The organism is Singulisphaera photorubra (assembly GCF_045290345.1).
Lineage (GTDB): Bacteria > Planctomycetota > Planctomycetia > Isosphaerales > Isosphaeraceae > Singulisphaera.
In genome coordinates this window covers 2,845,630-2,861,763 of sequence record NZ_CP155447.1, presented here as the reverse complement: position 1 = coordinate 2,861,763, position 16,134 = coordinate 2,845,630, and the positions used below count along the sequence as shown (strand labels likewise).

The following is a 16,134-nucleotide window of genomic DNA, read 5'->3' as shown; positions in this document are numbered from 1 at the left end:
GACGCAGGGCCGTTGATCTGCCGGCAATCGGCTGACGGTCATCTTCTCAAGCGGACAGCTTTTATCTCACCGAGAGAATCACGGCAAGGGAGAAATGAACATCTCGACCGACTGCCTATGCCCGCTGGGAGACCGAAACTCCATGAGGGGCGGGCAAATGCCGGGGAGACGACGCGGCCGATTCGGGCTTCTGGACCACGGCGAGTACGGTGAGCCCCCACGGAAGGCGGACCCATCGCAACAGCGCTGTTTCGAGCCGCTGGAACCGGATCAAGGCCGCGTTGATCAGGGGGGGAACGGGGATCAACTGGGCTTGCGGAGTCCCCGACGCCGGCGCCTTGCGCCGTAGCAGGCGGGTCAGAGCCATCGGCAGCAGGAACGAGAGTGCGTAGGTCAAGACCACCGGTCGAAAGCCCGCCTGCTCGACGCGACGGCGAAGCTCTTTGGCGACGTAGCGTCTCTTGTGCATCAAGGCCACGTCGTGCTCACTCCAGAGCGCCTGATACGCCGGGACTGCGATCACGGCGTGGCCGCCCGGCTTGAGCGTGCGGCGGAACTCGGCCAGAGCCGCCATGTCGTCGTCGAGGTGCTCCAGGATGTCGGCGGCCACAATCACATCGACGCTGTTGTCGTCGACCGGAAGCTCCTCCGCGGTCCCCAGCACCACCTCGGTCAGCCCGCGGCGCTCGCAACGCTCCAGCGCCAGCGGCGAAGCATCCACGCCGAACACACGACCGAACCGACGGAGCGCCACCGCAATCGCACCGGTGCCGCAGCCCACATCCAACAACCGCGCATCGGCCGGCAGAGGGAGCCGGCTTACCTGGTCGACAACCAACTCCCGGCGGCTGACAAACCACCAGTAATGGTCCTCGTTTTCAAACATGCGATCATACTCGGACGCGTTCATTTCTTAAGCTCCTGACCGCGTGATGGCGTTTCCGAACTCGCACCAGCGTGGAGAACATCCGGGCCGAATCGCGCAGCAAACGCACCTTCGACCCCTCACAGTGCCTCCACTCGACGGGGACCTCGGCGACTTCGTAACCGAGCCGAAGCGCCAGAAGGAGCACTTCGATATCGAATCCGAAGCCCTCTTCACTGATACGGTTAAATAAATCGCGGGCCACCGGGCCGAGAAATAATTTGAAGCCACACTGCGTGTCGACGATCCCAGGCGTGGCCATTCGCTGGGCCAACAAGTTAAAGCTCCGCCCGGCCAGCTCACGGTACCAGGGCTGGCGGACCTTGAGTTCCGAGCCCGCCACCATTCGCGAGCCGATGGCGACGTCAGCCCCTGCCATGATCCTCGCCAGGAGGGTTTCAACCTCCTCAATGGGAGTGGCCAGATCCGCATCAGAAAAAAGCACAAGATCATACGAGGCACGCAGCATCCCGGTCCGGACCGCATACCCCTTCCCCCGGTTCGGTTGATAGGCAATCAACTCGACCGAGTGATGGTCCACTGCGAACGCTTCGACGACCCGGACCGTCGCGTCCGTGGAACCATCGTCCACAACGATCAACTCGAAGGCAGAGAAACGCTGCGACAGGAAACTCCAGATCCGCGACAACGAGGCCTGGAGCCGCTGTTCCTCGTTGTAAGCAGGAACGATCACCGAGATCCCTGGCAGCGTTCCGCCAACACCTGCGGGACGGTCAGAGAGATGGGGCTTCCACACATTCTCCGCACCTTTGGCGTGCGATTGGTGAAATTCCCGACCAGATCCACGGTTCGATTCGACTCTCGCACGCATGGCTTCGGTCCTCTCCCATCGGGATACCGTTCGAGGCAAGGGTTGAGGAAAATGGGCCGCCATTGACAGCCACAACTTACCCAACCTTCCCGCTCTTCTTAGCCGCGGTGATTTCGAGTCGCGGCGCTCGGCAATCATCAACCGCAGATCTGAAGAGAGTCGGTATTGACCTATATCGGCCCGAGCCGCCCCCCAACAATCGCCATTTTAGGGATTACCCGAAAAATCCTTTCCGGGCGAACATTTGAAATCATCTTTGAAGTGCCAAGACCCGCTCCGACTTCCGAGGAATGGACCAGACGATCCGAGCGACTTTGGCCCGCCCTGTTGGAGCCGAAAACAAGGGGATCGCGGCTCATCCCTCGCGCGGAATTGGAGCGTTGCATGGGAATGGAACCAAAGCCGGTTTCGCCCCAATCCTTCACTTATGGGCAACCCGAGAGCTAACCGCTCGAAGGTCCTGGAAGGGCGTCCATTCCTGGCCGGGAGTGAAATTCCCGGCAAATCATCGATATACTTACACCTTAAGCCCCGGAAGGGCTGAACAACAAACTCAGCGGATTTGAGTATTGACGATTTCCAAAGGAGCATCTGTCCCTGGCCACGGACAATCCCCTTCCGAGCCTGCAGACTGAGCACATGACTTCGCGAATCTCCTCGAGGGACCTGAATCCCCAAAAGGAGGCCACAAGCTCCCTGTCCCCTCAGGTGGAACATTCGTCAGCGATCGAGGATTCTCGAAAAGGCCTCGAGCCCTTCCCATTTCCAATGGGTCAGACGCAAGGCCAGGCTTATCTCTCATCTGCCCCAAATTCGCAAGTGCTCTTCCGAGAGGACTGGACCGGATTGAAGTGAGCCCGGCCCTCAAGGACGCAGGGAGCGGTACGCTTGCGTGAGGCGTTCGATTTTATCCAACTCTTGATGCAACGAGCCCCAGTTGAAGATGGTGACCCCCGTCGCGGGAGGTCGGGTGCCATGATCAACCACGGCAGTCACCTGGCTCGCGGTGACTCGCTCGCCCCAGTCGGACAACTGAATGATTGGCCAGATTTGCAGCCGTTCCCCAGCCTTTCCTTCGATGCCCAGATGATGGCCCAGCCAGGTGACCTGACGCGAGATCCAGGCGGGGTCGTCCCGGTGGCCGAAGCGGGCGTGATAGGGCATCGGGCTGAGCACGTCGAGGTAAACGGCCTGCGCTTTCAGGTCGATGGCCAGCTTCTGCCGGAGCGCTCCTCCGAAATCCTCCTCGGACCACGGGCAGTGAAACGTCCCCAAGAGGGCCGAGGGCCGCGTTTCGTCGCGAATCGTGCGGAACTGGCGGACCCAGTCGGTGAAAACCCCGCAACGCCAGGTCACCCACTGTTCCTTCCAGGGCCCGAGGAGCTGCCGGGCTCGTTCCGAAGTGGTCCCTTCGGGGAGGTTGGATTTCGTGTCCCGTTCGAAAGCGTCCAGGCAGCGTTCGCAAAAGCAGGTATCGGGCAAGTTGGGGATGGCCTGCTCCCAGCTCGCGTGCGCATGGTGATAGTCGAGCCAGATCCCATCAATGGCATGGTCGGCCAAGACGCGGCGGAACGCCTCCATCTTGGCCGCTCGGTAGCCGGGGTGGGTTGGGCAGACTCCTTGCCAGCCATCAGGGGCCGGGCAAGGCTGACCGTCTGTCCCGACCGGTCGGGCATCCGGGTGATCCTTCAGGTACGACGCGTCGTGCATCGTATTGAACTCGGCGAAGACCTTGACCCCTTGCTTCCTGAGCGGCTCGATCCGCGTCGCCCCCAGGGCGCCCGAGCCAACCCAGACCGCGTTGATCCCGGACTCGGCGAGGGTCCGGCCACCGTCGAGTGGTTCGGCGGGAACGCCGCCGTAGACCCCTCGAATGGTGACTTGCGGTCGTTTCCCGAGTTCCTCGGCCGACGCGACTTGACCGGCGATCAGTCCGCCGAGGATCAGAGCAAGGTGGGTCCGCGACCTGGAGATTATGCGGTTCACGATGCCTCACCCCTCTTGTGAATCAGGCCCTGGGTTCCCAGGCCGATTCGTGGCCGGAGTCCCCGGACGAAGTCAGACCTTACCTTACGGAACGGATCGTCATGTTAAACAAGGGTCGGTTCGTGGTCAAACCAGAGCCGTGGTAAGGATGCGGAACTAAAAAAACAACGATCCGTGACTGGGCGAGAATCGCGCGGGATTTCCGGCCCGGTCGAATCCGTAGCACGGCCGGCCCGGCCGTATCCCCCTCGGCCCAGGGCCATTCCTTGGACTCGCTCCGACCCCGAGGGAATTACGGCCGGGCCGGCCGTGCTACTGCAAACCCACCCGTGGCGGAAATCGCAAGAATCATCGGATCTTCAGCCCTGGGGCGGACCATTGAAAAAAATGTGCCCGAAGTGGGACAGCTCCCACTACTTTCGGACTTCGGCGGGGTTGATACTTCACCTAGCCTGGTAAAGCGGTGGGTCGACCCCCTGCGCCCTTTCCATTGCGGAAGCGCGGTCGGCCCCAAGTCCGGGTGGTGAGCCATCCTGGCTCAGGTGGAGAAAGAATCGATGAAGGACCGACGAGCATTCCTGCGAACCCTCGCCTTGGGCCTTGTGGCCTTGTCCGTGGTTGTCGCCCCCGCGATTGCCGACGAGCTCTTCGGCGTGATCATCAAGGTCGACGCGCCCGCCAAGAAGATCGTCGTCCTCGAGAAGGGCACGGACAAAGAAGTTGAGGTCACGACCACCGACGAAACCGAGTACGTCACGAAGAAAGGGACGAGCAAGCTCGATCTCGAGAAGCTCTCGAAGAACGTCACGAAGCAAATCGACGCGGGCAAGAAGGGCGTTCGAGCCAAGGTGACCCACGAGAAGGGTGTCGCCTCGTCGATCTCGACCGTTGGCAAGAAGGCCGCCAACTAATCCCAAGGTCCTCGAAATGGACTCCCCTGACGATTGGGGAACGCAGCGGGATCCAACCACGGTCCTGAAGCCGACAGCGGCCCGCTCCCCTACAAAAGGAGCGGGCCGCCGTTGTTTGGTAGGTGCTGGAGTCGCTCCGGGCAGCCCGAGACTCCGACTTCTCGACAAAAAGAACAGAAAAACGCGGGCGGGTCGCCCGCGGCCCCAGAAGCATAACCACTCTCGAGGTCACTCGCGGCCCGCCACGCCGCTGGTTCCCTTGAGCGTCGTCATGACCTCTTGAACGGCCGTTTCCAACTGTCGATCACGGCCGGCGAGATTATCCTCGGGACTGTTTTCGACGACCAGATCGGGCTTGACCCCGCTATTCTCCATGTTGGTCCGCGCCTCGTCGGCCAGGAAGACGCCGACTCCGGGGGTCCGGATGCTCGAACCGTCGATGAGTTGATAGCTGCCCGTGCCGATGACCGCCCCCATAGTCTGAGTGCCGACCAGCTTGCCCAATCCCAAGGCGCGAAAGCCGGCTGGGAACATCTCGGCGTTCGACGCGCTCCGCCAGTTCTGAAGCACCACCTTCGGTCCATAGTAGCCCGCGAACGGACGGGACGTCGGTTCGGTGCCGCGCGGGTGCCAGACCCCATAGGGACGCTGAACCAGGATCGCCAGCAACTCCTGCTCAATGTTGCCGCCGCCGTTCCAGCGCTCGTCGATCACGAGCCCCTCCTTGTGACGAAACTCGGCCAGCTCCTTCTTGAACCGGGCCAGCGACGGGGGATCCATCGCCTTGATGTGCAGATAGCCAACCCGGCCGTCGGACAGCTTGTCGACCAGCTCTCGGCGTCCCTTCACCCAGCGATCGTAGCGAAGCTGACCGTAAGTCGTGAGCGAGATGGGCTCGTACTTGATCGTCCATGCCCCCTCGGCGGTGGGCTTGGTGTTGACCGTCAGCTCAACCTTCGGATTCAAGCGCCGGCCGAGCCGCTCCCAGTAGTTATCGCCCGCCTTGAGTGGCTTCCCATCAAGGGCAATCAGGTAATTCCCTTTTTCAATCTTGATCCAATCCTTATCCGCCGGCCCTTCTTCATAGACGTGGCTGACCACATAGTGGCCCGCGGCTTGATCCTCATCCAGCTCCAGGCCCAGGTGGCGAGTGGCGACGCTTCCTGATCCTCCCTGGGCTCCCTCGGCCGAGGCGCCGGTATGCGACGCATTCAGTTCGCCGATCATCTCGTTGATGATGTTGATCAGCTCGTGGCGACCGCCCACATACTGCACCAGCGGTTTGTACTTGGCCCGCATGGCGTCCCAGTCTTTGCTATGCATCTTTGGATCATAGAAGCGGTACTTCATCGTCCGCCAGGCATCGTCGAACATCTCCTCCCATTCCTTGGTCTTGTCGATCCGGACCGTCACATTGAAAGTGACCTTCTTCCGTGACCCGCCGCCAAGCGAAGCGCCCCCAGGCCGCCCGCCGCCGGGCGCACCACCACTGCCGCCACCGCCCGACATGGGAACGCTGTAGACAGACTCTCCCTCCTGGAAGTAGAGGGTGCGGCCATCCCGCGTGAGGTTGAGGTTGCCGGGTCCGCCGCCTCGGAATCCGCGCGGGCCGCGTGGGGTATCCCCCTCGGAATCTCCGGTTCCGGAAGAGCTCGAAGACAGCCGATTGAGCTTCTTGCCGTCATCCTGAATCGTGTAGATCGCGCGGGCCCCTCCCCGCCCCCCTTCTGTCTCCGAAGCGACGAAGACGAGGGTTTTGCCGTCGTTGGCCGGGATGAAACTCGAGACGGAACCCAACCGGGTGACCTGGCGAGTCCGCCGTTTCAAGCCGGACCAGTCGATGTTCGGCTCTTTCGGTGTGGCCCTTCGAGCGGTCGCGGCCTTCCGCATCTCGGCCCCCGCGTCGGCGGAGTTCGCTCGGCTCGACTTGGCGGCATCGGTCGCTTCGGGATCCTTCTCAATTTTTTCGAGCGGCGTGCAGAAAATCTGCGCGGCGGGCCGGTCCCCGGAGTCATCGTCCCCTTCGACCCGAAGGAAATAGAGCGACTTGGCGTCGGACGAAAACTTCGGGTTGGTCTCGTTGCCGGAGTCGAACGTGACCTTCTTCTCCTCACCCCCCGTGGCCGGGATGAGGTAAATGTCGCTCGAACGGGACACGTCGGGCCGCGAGTAGGCGATCCACTTGCCGTCGGGTGACCAGGCCGGCCGACTGAATCGCCCGAACTTGGATGAGACGAGCTCCTTGAGCTCTTTCCCCTCGGCCGTGATCGTGTAAAGCTTGCCGTCGGCGGTCGTGAAGGCAAGCGTCTTGGAGTCGGGCGACCAGAGGTAGGAGGACTTGAGCGCATCGAGGTCGGTCACTTGCTTGGCCTCGCCGGCCCCGTCGGCCGACATGACGTAAATCTCCTCCCGACCATTCTTGTCGGAGACGTAGGCCAGCCACTTACCATCGGGTGAATAAGTCACGTCTTGATCACGCGACTCGCCTTCGGTGATCTGGCGGAGTTCTCCCCCTTCGTCGGTGGGTGCGGTGAAGACCTCGCCGCGAACGGCGAAGACGATTCGCTCGCCATCCGGGGCGAGGTCATAGTCGCCGATCGTCGAGTTGAAGCTCTTGAACTCGGTCAGGCTCTCCTGGGTCTCGGCGGCAATCGTAAATGCGAGTGGCTTGACCTCCTTGGTGGTGAGGTCGAGCTTGACGATGCCGAAATCGCGTTCGAAGACGATCGTCTTGCCGTCGCTCGAAAGCGCGGGGAACCGGACGTCCCCCTCGTGGAAACTGGTCACACGGGTTGCCTCACCGCCACTTTCGGGCACCCGCCAGAGGTTCGCCTGAGCGTTGTCGTCGCGGTCTGAGACGAAGTAGATGTGGCCATCCTGGCTCCACATCGGCCAGGAATCGAGCCCGTCGTAGTCGGTGAGATCCTTGAAGGACTTGAGGGCCAAGTCCATGACCGTGACGTCGCTCTGGTAAGCGCCCCGGTAGTATTTACGCCAGTACGACTGCGTCTTTCGATTGATCGCGAGCCTGGTCCCGTCGGGCGAATAGCTGCCGGCCGTTCCCATGTCGGGGCCGGCGTTCCGCGCCATGCCGCCGTCGATGGAGACGGTGTAGAGCTTGCCCATGAAGTCCTCTCCGCGCTGGCTGGCGAACAGGACCGACTTGCTATCCGGGTTCCAGTTGAGCACCACGTCATCGGCCGAGTGGACGGTGAGCTGCTTCACCTCGCCCCCCGCGGCGGGAATCAGATAGACGTCGAGCCCCCCTTCACGATCACTGGAGAACGCGATCCATTTGCCGTCTGGGGAAAAACGCGGAAAGATATCGCGCGACTTGTTGGCCGTGAGCCGAACAATCTCGGTGCCGTCTTCCTTAGCGGTCCAGATATCGCCCAGATAGCTGAAAGCGACCTTGCCCTCGTGGTAATGAGGGTAGCGTGTGAGCTTCGCCTCACGCCCCAACGCCGAGCCGGCGATTCCAACGGAGAGTGCGAAGGCAAGAAACCCGAACCTGCTCATGGTGATGGCCTCGAATGAGGAAGAAGACTCGGGGTGCACCGAGCCGACGACTCAAGTGAGCGGATTCGCCCACGCGATATCCGAAAGGAGGATTGCCCCTACCCCTCTTTTTTAGAGCGACAAGCGGGTCCAGTCGGGCCGGCGCTCCCCGCGGAAAGGAATGCGAACGGGGCGAGAATATGGTAGCCCGTGGCCCATGAACGCCACAAGCGGGTCGAAATGACCACTCGATCCAAAGGTTTTTTTTCCACGGGCGGCTCGCTCGGGCATTCCCCGACGAGACTCTCCTCGTTACGCTTCTTGATTCGAGTGTTCACCTTGCCCCGGCCGATCGAAGAGTGATCGGCGCCATTTTTCTTCCGCTTCCCACTCGGGTTCGGTCACAGCCTCATTGCTCAGAGTGCTGGCGCTCGGGCCTAAACTCGCCCATTCAATCCGCGGAGTTCACCCAATGTTGCGTCAAGCGTGCCGGCGTTCCCCATCATGGATCGTACGGTCCAGCATCTTGTTGGTTCTCCCCTACCTCCTTCTGGCCCACGCCCAGGCAAAGTCTCCGAGCTCGACGTTCCCGTTCCGCAACGGCGATCGGGTCGCCTGGATCGGCAGTTCCTCGACCAAGATCGGCGTCTGGCCGCAGACGTTGGAATTCCTCCTGCACACCAGGCACCCAGAATTATCCCTTCAATTCAAAAAGTTCACGACGGGCAGCGGAACGTTTGCGACCGGTCTCGAACATCTTGACGAATGGCTCGGTGAGTTCAAGCCAACGCTCGTGTTCTTCAACTACGGCGGCAACGATGCCGGCGGCGGCGACGCGGGCGTCCCCAAGTTCCTTGAGAACATGGAGAAATGCGTCGCGAAGGTCGAACAAACGGGAGCGAGGGTGGTGATCATCACCCCTCAGGCCGCCGATGTCCGTAAATCGGGCGAGGCTCCGGCGGCAAAACGCCAAAAATATGCCGAAACGATGATTTCCCATGGCCAGAAAAAAGGCTGGGTCGTGGTCGACACTCATCATCCTCTGGCCGTCATGCAAACGGAGTCGCAAAAGGATGACCCCACGTACAGCATGCTCAAGGATAAGATCCATTTGACCACCCCCGCCTATATCGGCTGGGGCTACCTGCTCTACGACCTCCTCGCTCCCCCCGCCGTCGAGAGCGCGGCGACGATCAAGGCCGATGGCCACGTGACGGCAACCGCCAACTGCCAGCTTCTCGATGTGAGCTCCAGCGACGGCCTTCTCGCGTTCACTCGGGCCGACAAGGTCCTGCCCATCCTCCCCCCCGACCTGCTTCCCCCGCGCAAGCACGTGCCGATGGAAGCACGCTCACGATACATGCTCAAGGTCACGGGGCTCGCTCCCGGCAAGTACCAGTTGACCTGCGAAGGGCAAGCGATCGGCACGGTTGAGGCTGACGCACTCGGTCGCGGGGTCAACCTCAACTCCCTGCTCCTGGATGCCACTCTCACGGCCCCCTGGCAGTCACTCGCGGAGCAAGTCTGGCAAGGAACCGGCCTCGAGCAGGTCGGGACGACCCGTTGGCGATTCGAGATCCGCAAGAAGTGACGTCGGGGCGTCGGCCACGCCAGAACTTGCGTATACGAATGAGCAAATATCCAACGTCCAAGTACCAGGAATTCGCGCCGGCTGCTCCGCTCGCCCGGTTTGTGGTCTGCACGTGGACTCAGCAAACCGGCGAGGGAGAGCAGGATTATCATCAGCGCGTCTTGCCCGACGGTTGCACCGACGTCATCTGGACCGAGGAGACCCCTCCGCTCGTCGTCGGGCCGGCGACACGAGCGTTCGTGGCCCCCGTCCCCCCATGTTCGACCCTGATCGGTGTCCGGTTTCGACCAGGGTTGGCCCCGGTGCTGCTCGGAGCCCCCGCCAGGCTCATGCGCGATCGCCAGGTCCCCCTGGCCGATCTCTGGGGGCCGTCGGCAATTCGGCTCTCCGACCAGATCGCCGAACGGCAGACGACCCGCACCAGAATCAGACAGTTCGAGTCGACCCTGCTCGACCGGCTCGACCGCGCGGGGCCGGCCGACAACGTCATCATCAGGGCGGTGGCCTGGATCGCTCAGAAACCCTGCGGACGAATCTCAGAACTGAGCCGGGCGATCGGCATCAGCAGCCGCCAGTTGCATCGTCGATTTCACGACGCGGTCGGATACAGCCCCAAAACCCTTCAGCGCATTCTCCGCTTCCAACGACTTCTCGATCTCGCCCACAATGAACCTTCTCCTCGACTCGACCTGGCGGCCCTGGCGTTCAAGGCGGGATACGCCGATCAAGCGCACATGAGCCGCGATGTACGCGAACTCTCCGAAGGCACGCCGACTTCCGTCCTCCCCAACTCGGAAAGCACCCTCGCCATGGCCGATTTCTTCAAGACGGCGAGCACCGAGTCCCCTATGATCCACTTCGACTGACCGGTCGGAAACGATCAGCTCGGGGCGGGTTCACCAACGAGAACAGGAAATCATTCAAGAAGAGAGAGACTGGAGCGATCACACCGCGTGTTGCAACCCGTTCCGGGCCACCCGGCGTGAACGGCGAGCATCCGATACAATGGCGTACAACTGCTACGGGGTCAGGCGGAGCAGTCAGCCAAGCCTCGTGAGGAGCAGGGAACGTGAAAGTCATCCCGACGCCCCTCAACCCCCGAACTCAGTTTTGGGGACCGGCACTCCTGATGATGCCTCTGTGTTGGGTCGTCGGAACCGTATCGCTGATGGTCAGACAGGGGGAGACTTTCCCCCGATCTGCGGTTCTCGCCTCATTTGGGGCGTTCGGCGGCCTCCTCCTCTGGCTGACGTATCGCGCAGCAAGCCGACGCAGGGACGGCCTTGCAGCGTTCTTCATGGGGATGATCGTGGCCACGGCTCCACAGAAGCATGGGAGCCTGTGGGGGGAGCTGGGCGGTTGCGTCTTTCCGCTTGTGATCATGGCACTTGGGCTTTATGTCGTCGGCCTGTTTTTGCGTCAGAGAAGCAAGGCCAGCCCTCTGTCGAACGCCGATTCCGACCTTACTTGACCCCGGGCCCGCCCAGGCTATCAACCCGGTGTCCTTGCGACAGACTCAAAATCAGAGGAGAGATTACGATGGAGCAGAGAGTCAGCCTGATCACGCTTGGCGTCTCGGACCTGGCACGGGCACGTCGGTTCTACGAGGAGGGACTTGGGTGGCGGGCAGGCTTCGCGTCCGACGAAGTGGTCTTCTTCCAGATGCTGGGAACGGTCTTCGCACTCTTCTCCAGGACTGACCTCGCCGCGGACGCGGGCCTGCCCTTGGAAAAATTTGGTGTGGGATCGCCGGCGCTGGCTCAGAACCTCCGGAGCCGCGAGGAAGTGGACGCCGTCCTTCTCGAAGCCGCCTCCGCCGGGGCGACCATCCTCAAAGAGGCATCAGAAACCTCCTGGGGAGGCTATTCCGGCTACTTCGCCGATCCCGACGGGCATCCCTGGGAGATCGCCTGGAACCCCGGCTGGGGCATCAACGCCGACGGTGGAGTGAGCCTCAAGTAACCCTGGCCTCATGCAGCCAGCCAAGCCCATTCCGTGAGTTCCAGCCGACCGGCCCGGCCGTTGGCAGCATTCCAGCGGCCGGGCAACGGGAAGACTCTCAATCAATCCAAGGGCACATCACGAGAACCCCAGCACGGGATGGGGCACGTAGAGTTCCTCGAGGCGGGCGATCTCCTCGGGAGTAAGCGATACCGCGAGGGCACCGATCGCGTCCTCCAGGTGCTGAGGCTTCGTGGCCCCGATGATCGGCGACGTGACTCCGGGCTTGCTCAGCAGCCAGGCCAGGGCCAGTTGTGCCCGGGAAAGCCCTCGCGCTTCGGCGACTTCGCCAAGGCGGTCCACGACCGCTCGGTCGGCCTCCTCGGTCTTCGCATAGAGGGTTTTGCCGAACGCGTCGGTCTCGGCTCGTTCCGTGCTCCCCTTCTGGTCCCAGGGGCGAGCCAATCTCCCGCGGGCCAGCGGACTCCAGGGCAACAGACCGATCCCCTGGTCGCGGCAGAGCGGGATCATCTCCCGCTCCTCTTCGCGGTAGAGCAGGTTGTAGTGGTCCTGCATCGAGACGAAGCGGGTCCAGCCGTGGAGATCAGCCAGGTAGAGCGCCTTGCTGAACTGCCAGGCGTGCATTGACGAGGCGCCGATGTACCGAGCCTTGCCAGCCTTGACCACGTCGTGAAGCGCCTCGAGGGTCTCCTCAATCGGGGTCTCCTCGTCCCATCGATGGATTTGATAGAGATCGACATAGTCCGTCCCGAGCCGTTGCAGACTCGCGTCGATCTCCGTGAAGATCGCCTTTCGGGAAAGACCACGGCCGTTCGGTCCCGTTCTCGCCCGGTAATAGACCTTCGTGGCGATCACAATCTCATCCCGGCGGGCGAGGTCGCCAAGGACGCGGCCGATGATCTCCTCGCTCGTCCCGTCGGAATACGAGTTGGAGGTGTCGAATAAGTTGATCCCCGCTTCGAGGGCACGCTCAATCAAGGGCCGGCTCTTTGCCTCATCGAGCGTCCAGGGGTGTGCGCCGCGTTCGGGAACACCATAGCTCATGCACCCAAGGCAGAGCCGGGAAACCTTGAGTCCGGTTTTCCCCAGGTTCACGTATTCCATAAAATTATCCACTTATCCAGATTGATAATCGAACCGACCGCACGCCGAGTCGGACTGACGCCGATTGCGCACGGCGACCAGGCCGAGGATCGGTCGAGCGCTCGGGGATGATCGCCGGGCCGACTGCCGCCCCGATCCGCCTTTTCCCTACTTATACCGGATTTCCCAGATGCCCCCTACGCGTGACGGCTCGATTCCCGACGACGTGGGCGAGCAAAGTCGTCGCCGCCGCCGACAGCATGAATTTACTGCCCGGCCGTGCGACTGCAAACCAACCCGATGCGGAAACCGCAAGAATCATCGGCCCTCTAGTTCTGAATTCACCGCATTTATCTATTTAGATTTGATCTATCCATGTCCTCGACCGACAACCGCCGCTCCGCTCTCTCGCGTGGACAAGACGTTCAGCCGCGTGGCGAAGCTCGGGGTTACACCCGATCCCCCTGGATTCCGAGGAACGGGTTCGATCGACTGAGGAACGCGGTCCTCTCACCGGAGGGCCATGGACTCGGGCTCGGCTCGCTCGATGCGATCACGATCGCGATCGCGATCGCGTACCGGGCCCGTACCTGAATCTGTGCTCGTGGTGGTTTCGTCGGTGTGAAGCCGACCTCCAGGAATTGCCGGGGCCCCAGGGGCTGGGGTACCATCAACCGCAGTCGGGAAATCCGTGAATGGCCAGGTCGCGGATGGCTTCCCCGATCGTTCCTTGACCGCCGAGACCCCAACTTATGGAATCTGATTCGATCGCAGCGCCCAAGCCTTCCGAACGGCTCCTTTCCATCGACGCGCGCGGCTTCGACATGTTCTGGATCATTGGCGGCGAACGCCTTGCAAAAGCGCTGGCCAGGTGGTCGGATTCATCGGCCGGAAAGGTCGTGCAAGAGCAACTCGAGCATGCCGAATGGCACGGCTTCCGGTTGAATGACCTGATCTTCCCCCTCTTTCTGTTTCTGGTGGGCACGGTGCTGCCGTTCTCACTCGGCAAGCTTCAAGGGCAGGGCCGAGGAGCGGAGTACCGGCGAATCGCCCGCCGGACCTTGCTCTTATTCGGGCTCGGGATGCTCTGCAACGGCGTGCTCAAGTTCGATTGGGAAAATCTCCGGGTCGCGGGAGTCCTCCAGCGGATCGCGCTCTGCTACGGGCTGGCTGCCTTGATTTCGCTCTGGTTGTCGAGGCGGGGTGTGGCGATCCTGCTGGTGGTAATCCTGCTCGGTTACTGGGCCTTGCTGGCCAACGTCGGCGCGCCGGGACAGGCGGCGGGCGACTACTCGATCTCCGGCAATCTCGCCGGCTGGGTCGACCGCCAGTTCCTGCCGGGCAAGATCATGAAGCCGTATTACGGTTATGGCGACAACGAAGGGCTACTCACGACCATCCCGGCCGTGGGGACGGCGCTGCTCGGCGTGCTCGCGGGCTACTGGCTTCGCTCGCCACGCGGCCCCTGGCAGAAAGTGGGCGGCCTGATCGTGGCAGGAGTGCTGAGCCTTATCCTCGGCGTCGCGTGGGGAACGCGGTTCCCGATCAACAAGATCCTCTGGACCAGCCCCTTCGTGCTCGTCGCCGGCGGGCTGAGCCTCCTCCTACTTGCCCTCTTCTACGCCGTGATCGACGTGCTTCGGTTCCGCCGCTGGGCCTTCTTCTTCGTCGTCATCGGCGCCAATGCCATCACCATCTTCGTCGCCCCCCGATTCATCGACTTCGAGCATCTCACCACGTTCTTCCTCGGCGGCACCTATCGACTGACCGAGGCATACGTGTCCGTGAATGCCAGGCTCGTCCTCGCGGCGGCCGGAGTCCTGACGGCGAAGTGGCTGTTCCTGTTCTATCTCTATCGCAACCGGATTTTCCTCCGGGTCTGACGAAGACGCCCGGCCCCTCAATGAACGAAGCGGCCGAAGCCGCTTAATGGCTTCGGCCGCTTCGTCGATCTCAATCTCCGACAACCGGGGTCCTCAGGCAGGGGCGCCGAAGACCTGGGTGAAATAGAGCGAGCCCTTACTGTCCTTGATAACCGCAACGCCAATCTCGGTGACGCGGGAATCGAGGATGTTGGCGCGGTGCCCCGTCGAGCTCATCCAGCCGTTGACGACCGAATAGGCGTCGAAGTAGTTGTAGGCGATGTTCTCCGACAGCCAGGAGAAGCGGTAGCCGACGTACCGCTGTCGACTCTGAAGATCAGGCTGGGCCGCTTGCGGAATCGTATGCGCCATGATATTGAACTGGACCATGTTGCCCGACTCAATCTCGGCCATGGTGACCAGTTGCGCGTTGACCGTGAGCGGTGCCAGCCCGTTCTGAGCACGCATCTGGTTCGTCAGGGTCACGATCTCCTGCTCCATCGTCCCCAGGATCACACCCGTCGGAGCGGGGGTGCCCGGCGTCGTCGGAGGAGGCACTACGACCGGCGGGGGGACAACGACCGGAGGAGTGACGATCGGAGGAGGCACATAGACAGGAGGCTTCACATACACGGGAGGCTTGACGGGGGCCGGAGGGGGAGTCGCGGTCGCATTCGTGTCCGCAACCGTGACCGTCGTCGGTGGCGACCACCGTCCCACGCGCCGGATCACCACGCGATCGCCTTCCGACTTCTCAACCTCAATCGACTCGATCTGAGCGGCTTGGAAACGTCCCGCACCTTGAACCATGACCGTGCCACGAACTTCACCGCGAACGGCCCGCCCCTTCAAGTCGATGCGGATCACGTCTTTCGCGTTCGATCCCGACACATTCAGAACACCGTCTGCCAAAGTCGCCGTGATGCCCGTGAATACTGCGGGCAAATCGCGGCGGTCAAGATTCTCCAACTTCGGCTGATACCGAGTCTTCGTAGATCGCGTCATCAAGTTAGTCTCAACGTCGAATCGCCAGAAGTGCGGCGGAGATGGGCCAGCAACCAGAAACGCCGAAGCCTGTTTGCGTCCTCCTAGAACGCTAGCTCACATTGACGACCTCTTGGCCCACGACCGCATCATATAATCGTTTAATTCGTCACGAAAGTCATTCCGTGAGACAGATCTCCCCTCGCTCCAACCACTTACAACGCCCCGAAACCAACCCCGTCATGTTGATTTAAATCAACACGCAGTGGCAAACCAGTAAGTCTAGGTCTTTGAAGCAATTGATAACGGCCGTTCGCCGCACAGGGAACGGAGAGGCCGCAGGTGGTGGAATCGCATCGTCAGGGCTTTTCGTCAACCCAAGTTTCCGTTGTCTTGGCCGGGGCAGCCGATCATTCTGGACGGGTAGAACATCCCCAGCCGACCCGAACTGCCCCCCCTTGCATTGAAGATTTGCATCGGGCAAGGAACGGAGTTCAAGG

General features: G+C 61.8%; 13 protein-coding genes. 7 read left to right on the top strand and 6 right to left on the bottom strand.

The window, feature by feature from the left end:
• Window positions 1-115: 115 nt before the first annotated feature.
• The 3 genes from V5E97_RS11125 to V5E97_RS11115 form a co-directional block, all read right to left on the bottom strand.
• A complete protein-coding gene (locus V5E97_RS11125) occupies window positions 116-910 on the bottom strand; it encodes a class I SAM-dependent methyltransferase (RefSeq protein WP_406699391.1) in 795 nt (264 codons plus the stop codon).
• Window positions 891-1,682, bottom strand: coding sequence for a dolichyl-phosphate beta-glucosyltransferase (locus V5E97_RS11120; protein ID WP_406699390.1), 792 nt, complete (start codon window positions 1,680-1,682; stop codon window positions 891-893). The genes V5E97_RS11125 and V5E97_RS11120 overlap by 20 nt, the downstream gene beginning before the upstream one ends.
• Window positions 1,683-2,621: 939 nt before the next feature.
• Window positions 2,622-3,743, bottom strand: a complete 1,122-nt coding sequence (locus V5E97_RS11115) for a hypothetical protein (RefSeq protein WP_406699389.1) — start codon at window positions 3,741-3,743, stop codon at window positions 2,622-2,624.
• A gap of 557 nt (window positions 3,744-4,300) precedes the next feature.
• On the opposite strand from V5E97_RS11115, the gene V5E97_RS11110 reads away from it, so the two are divergent.
• Entirely contained in the window at window positions 4,301-4,654 is a 354-nt protein-coding gene (locus tag V5E97_RS11110; protein WP_406699388.1) for a hypothetical protein, read from the top strand.
• 228 nt (window positions 4,655-4,882) lie between these two features.
• Here the strand turns inward: V5E97_RS11110 and V5E97_RS11105 are convergent, their stop codons facing one another.
• Window positions 4,883-8,173 carry a S41 family peptidase gene (locus V5E97_RS11105; protein ID WP_406699387.1) on the bottom strand — a complete coding sequence of 1,097 codons (3,291 nt, stop codon included), beginning with the start codon at window positions 8,171-8,173 and terminating at the stop codon, window positions 4,883-4,885.
• Between the two features lie 451 nt (window positions 8,174-8,624).
• Here V5E97_RS11105 and V5E97_RS11100 point away from each other — a divergent pair, with 451 nt between their 5' ends.
• From V5E97_RS11100 to V5E97_RS11085, 4 genes are all read left to right on the top strand, one after another.
• Window positions 8,625-9,743, top strand: coding sequence for a GDSL-type esterase/lipase family protein (locus V5E97_RS11100; protein WP_406699386.1), 1,119 nt, complete (start codon window positions 8,625-8,627; stop codon window positions 9,741-9,743).
• A 38-nt stretch (window positions 9,744-9,781) separates the two neighbouring features.
• Entirely contained in the window at window positions 9,782-10,609 is an 828-nt protein-coding gene (locus tag V5E97_RS11095) for a DUF6597 domain-containing transcriptional factor (protein ID WP_406699385.1), read from the top strand.
• A gap of 203 nt (window positions 10,610-10,812) precedes the next feature.
• Window positions 10,813-11,214 (top strand): hypothetical protein, encoded by a 402-nt coding sequence (locus tag V5E97_RS11090; protein ID WP_406699384.1) that lies wholly within the window; start codon window positions 10,813-10,815, stop codon window positions 11,212-11,214.
• 68 nt (window positions 11,215-11,282) lie between these two features.
• Complete coding sequence (locus V5E97_RS11085; protein WP_406699383.1) at window positions 11,283-11,705, top strand: VOC family protein; 423 nt, start codon at window positions 11,283-11,285, stop codon at window positions 11,703-11,705.
• Between the two features lie 117 nt (window positions 11,706-11,822).
• Here the strand turns inward: V5E97_RS11085 and V5E97_RS11080 are convergent, their stop codons facing one another.
• Complete coding sequence (locus V5E97_RS11080) at window positions 11,823-12,809, bottom strand: aldo/keto reductase (RefSeq protein ID WP_406699382.1); 987 nt, start codon at window positions 12,807-12,809, stop codon at window positions 11,823-11,825.
• Between the two features lie 354 nt (window positions 12,810-13,163).
• On the opposite strand from V5E97_RS11080, the gene V5E97_RS11075 reads away from it, so the two are divergent.
• Entirely contained in the window at window positions 13,164-13,382 is a 219-nt protein-coding gene (locus V5E97_RS11075; protein WP_406699381.1) for a hypothetical protein, read from the top strand.
• 158 nt (window positions 13,383-13,540) lie between these two features.
• Window positions 13,541-14,671 (top strand): acyltransferase family protein, encoded by a 1,131-nt coding sequence (locus tag V5E97_RS11070; RefSeq protein ID WP_406699380.1) that lies wholly within the window; start codon window positions 13,541-13,543, stop codon window positions 14,669-14,671.
• Window positions 14,672-14,764: 93 nt separating this feature from the next.
• Here the strand turns inward: V5E97_RS11070 and V5E97_RS11065 are convergent, their stop codons facing one another.
• Window positions 14,765-15,655: a CAP domain-containing protein gene (locus V5E97_RS11065; RefSeq protein ID WP_406699379.1), complete on the bottom strand. Its 891-nt coding sequence runs from the start codon at window positions 15,653-15,655 to the stop codon at window positions 14,765-14,767.
• Between the last annotated feature and the right edge of the window lie 479 nt (window positions 15,656-16,134).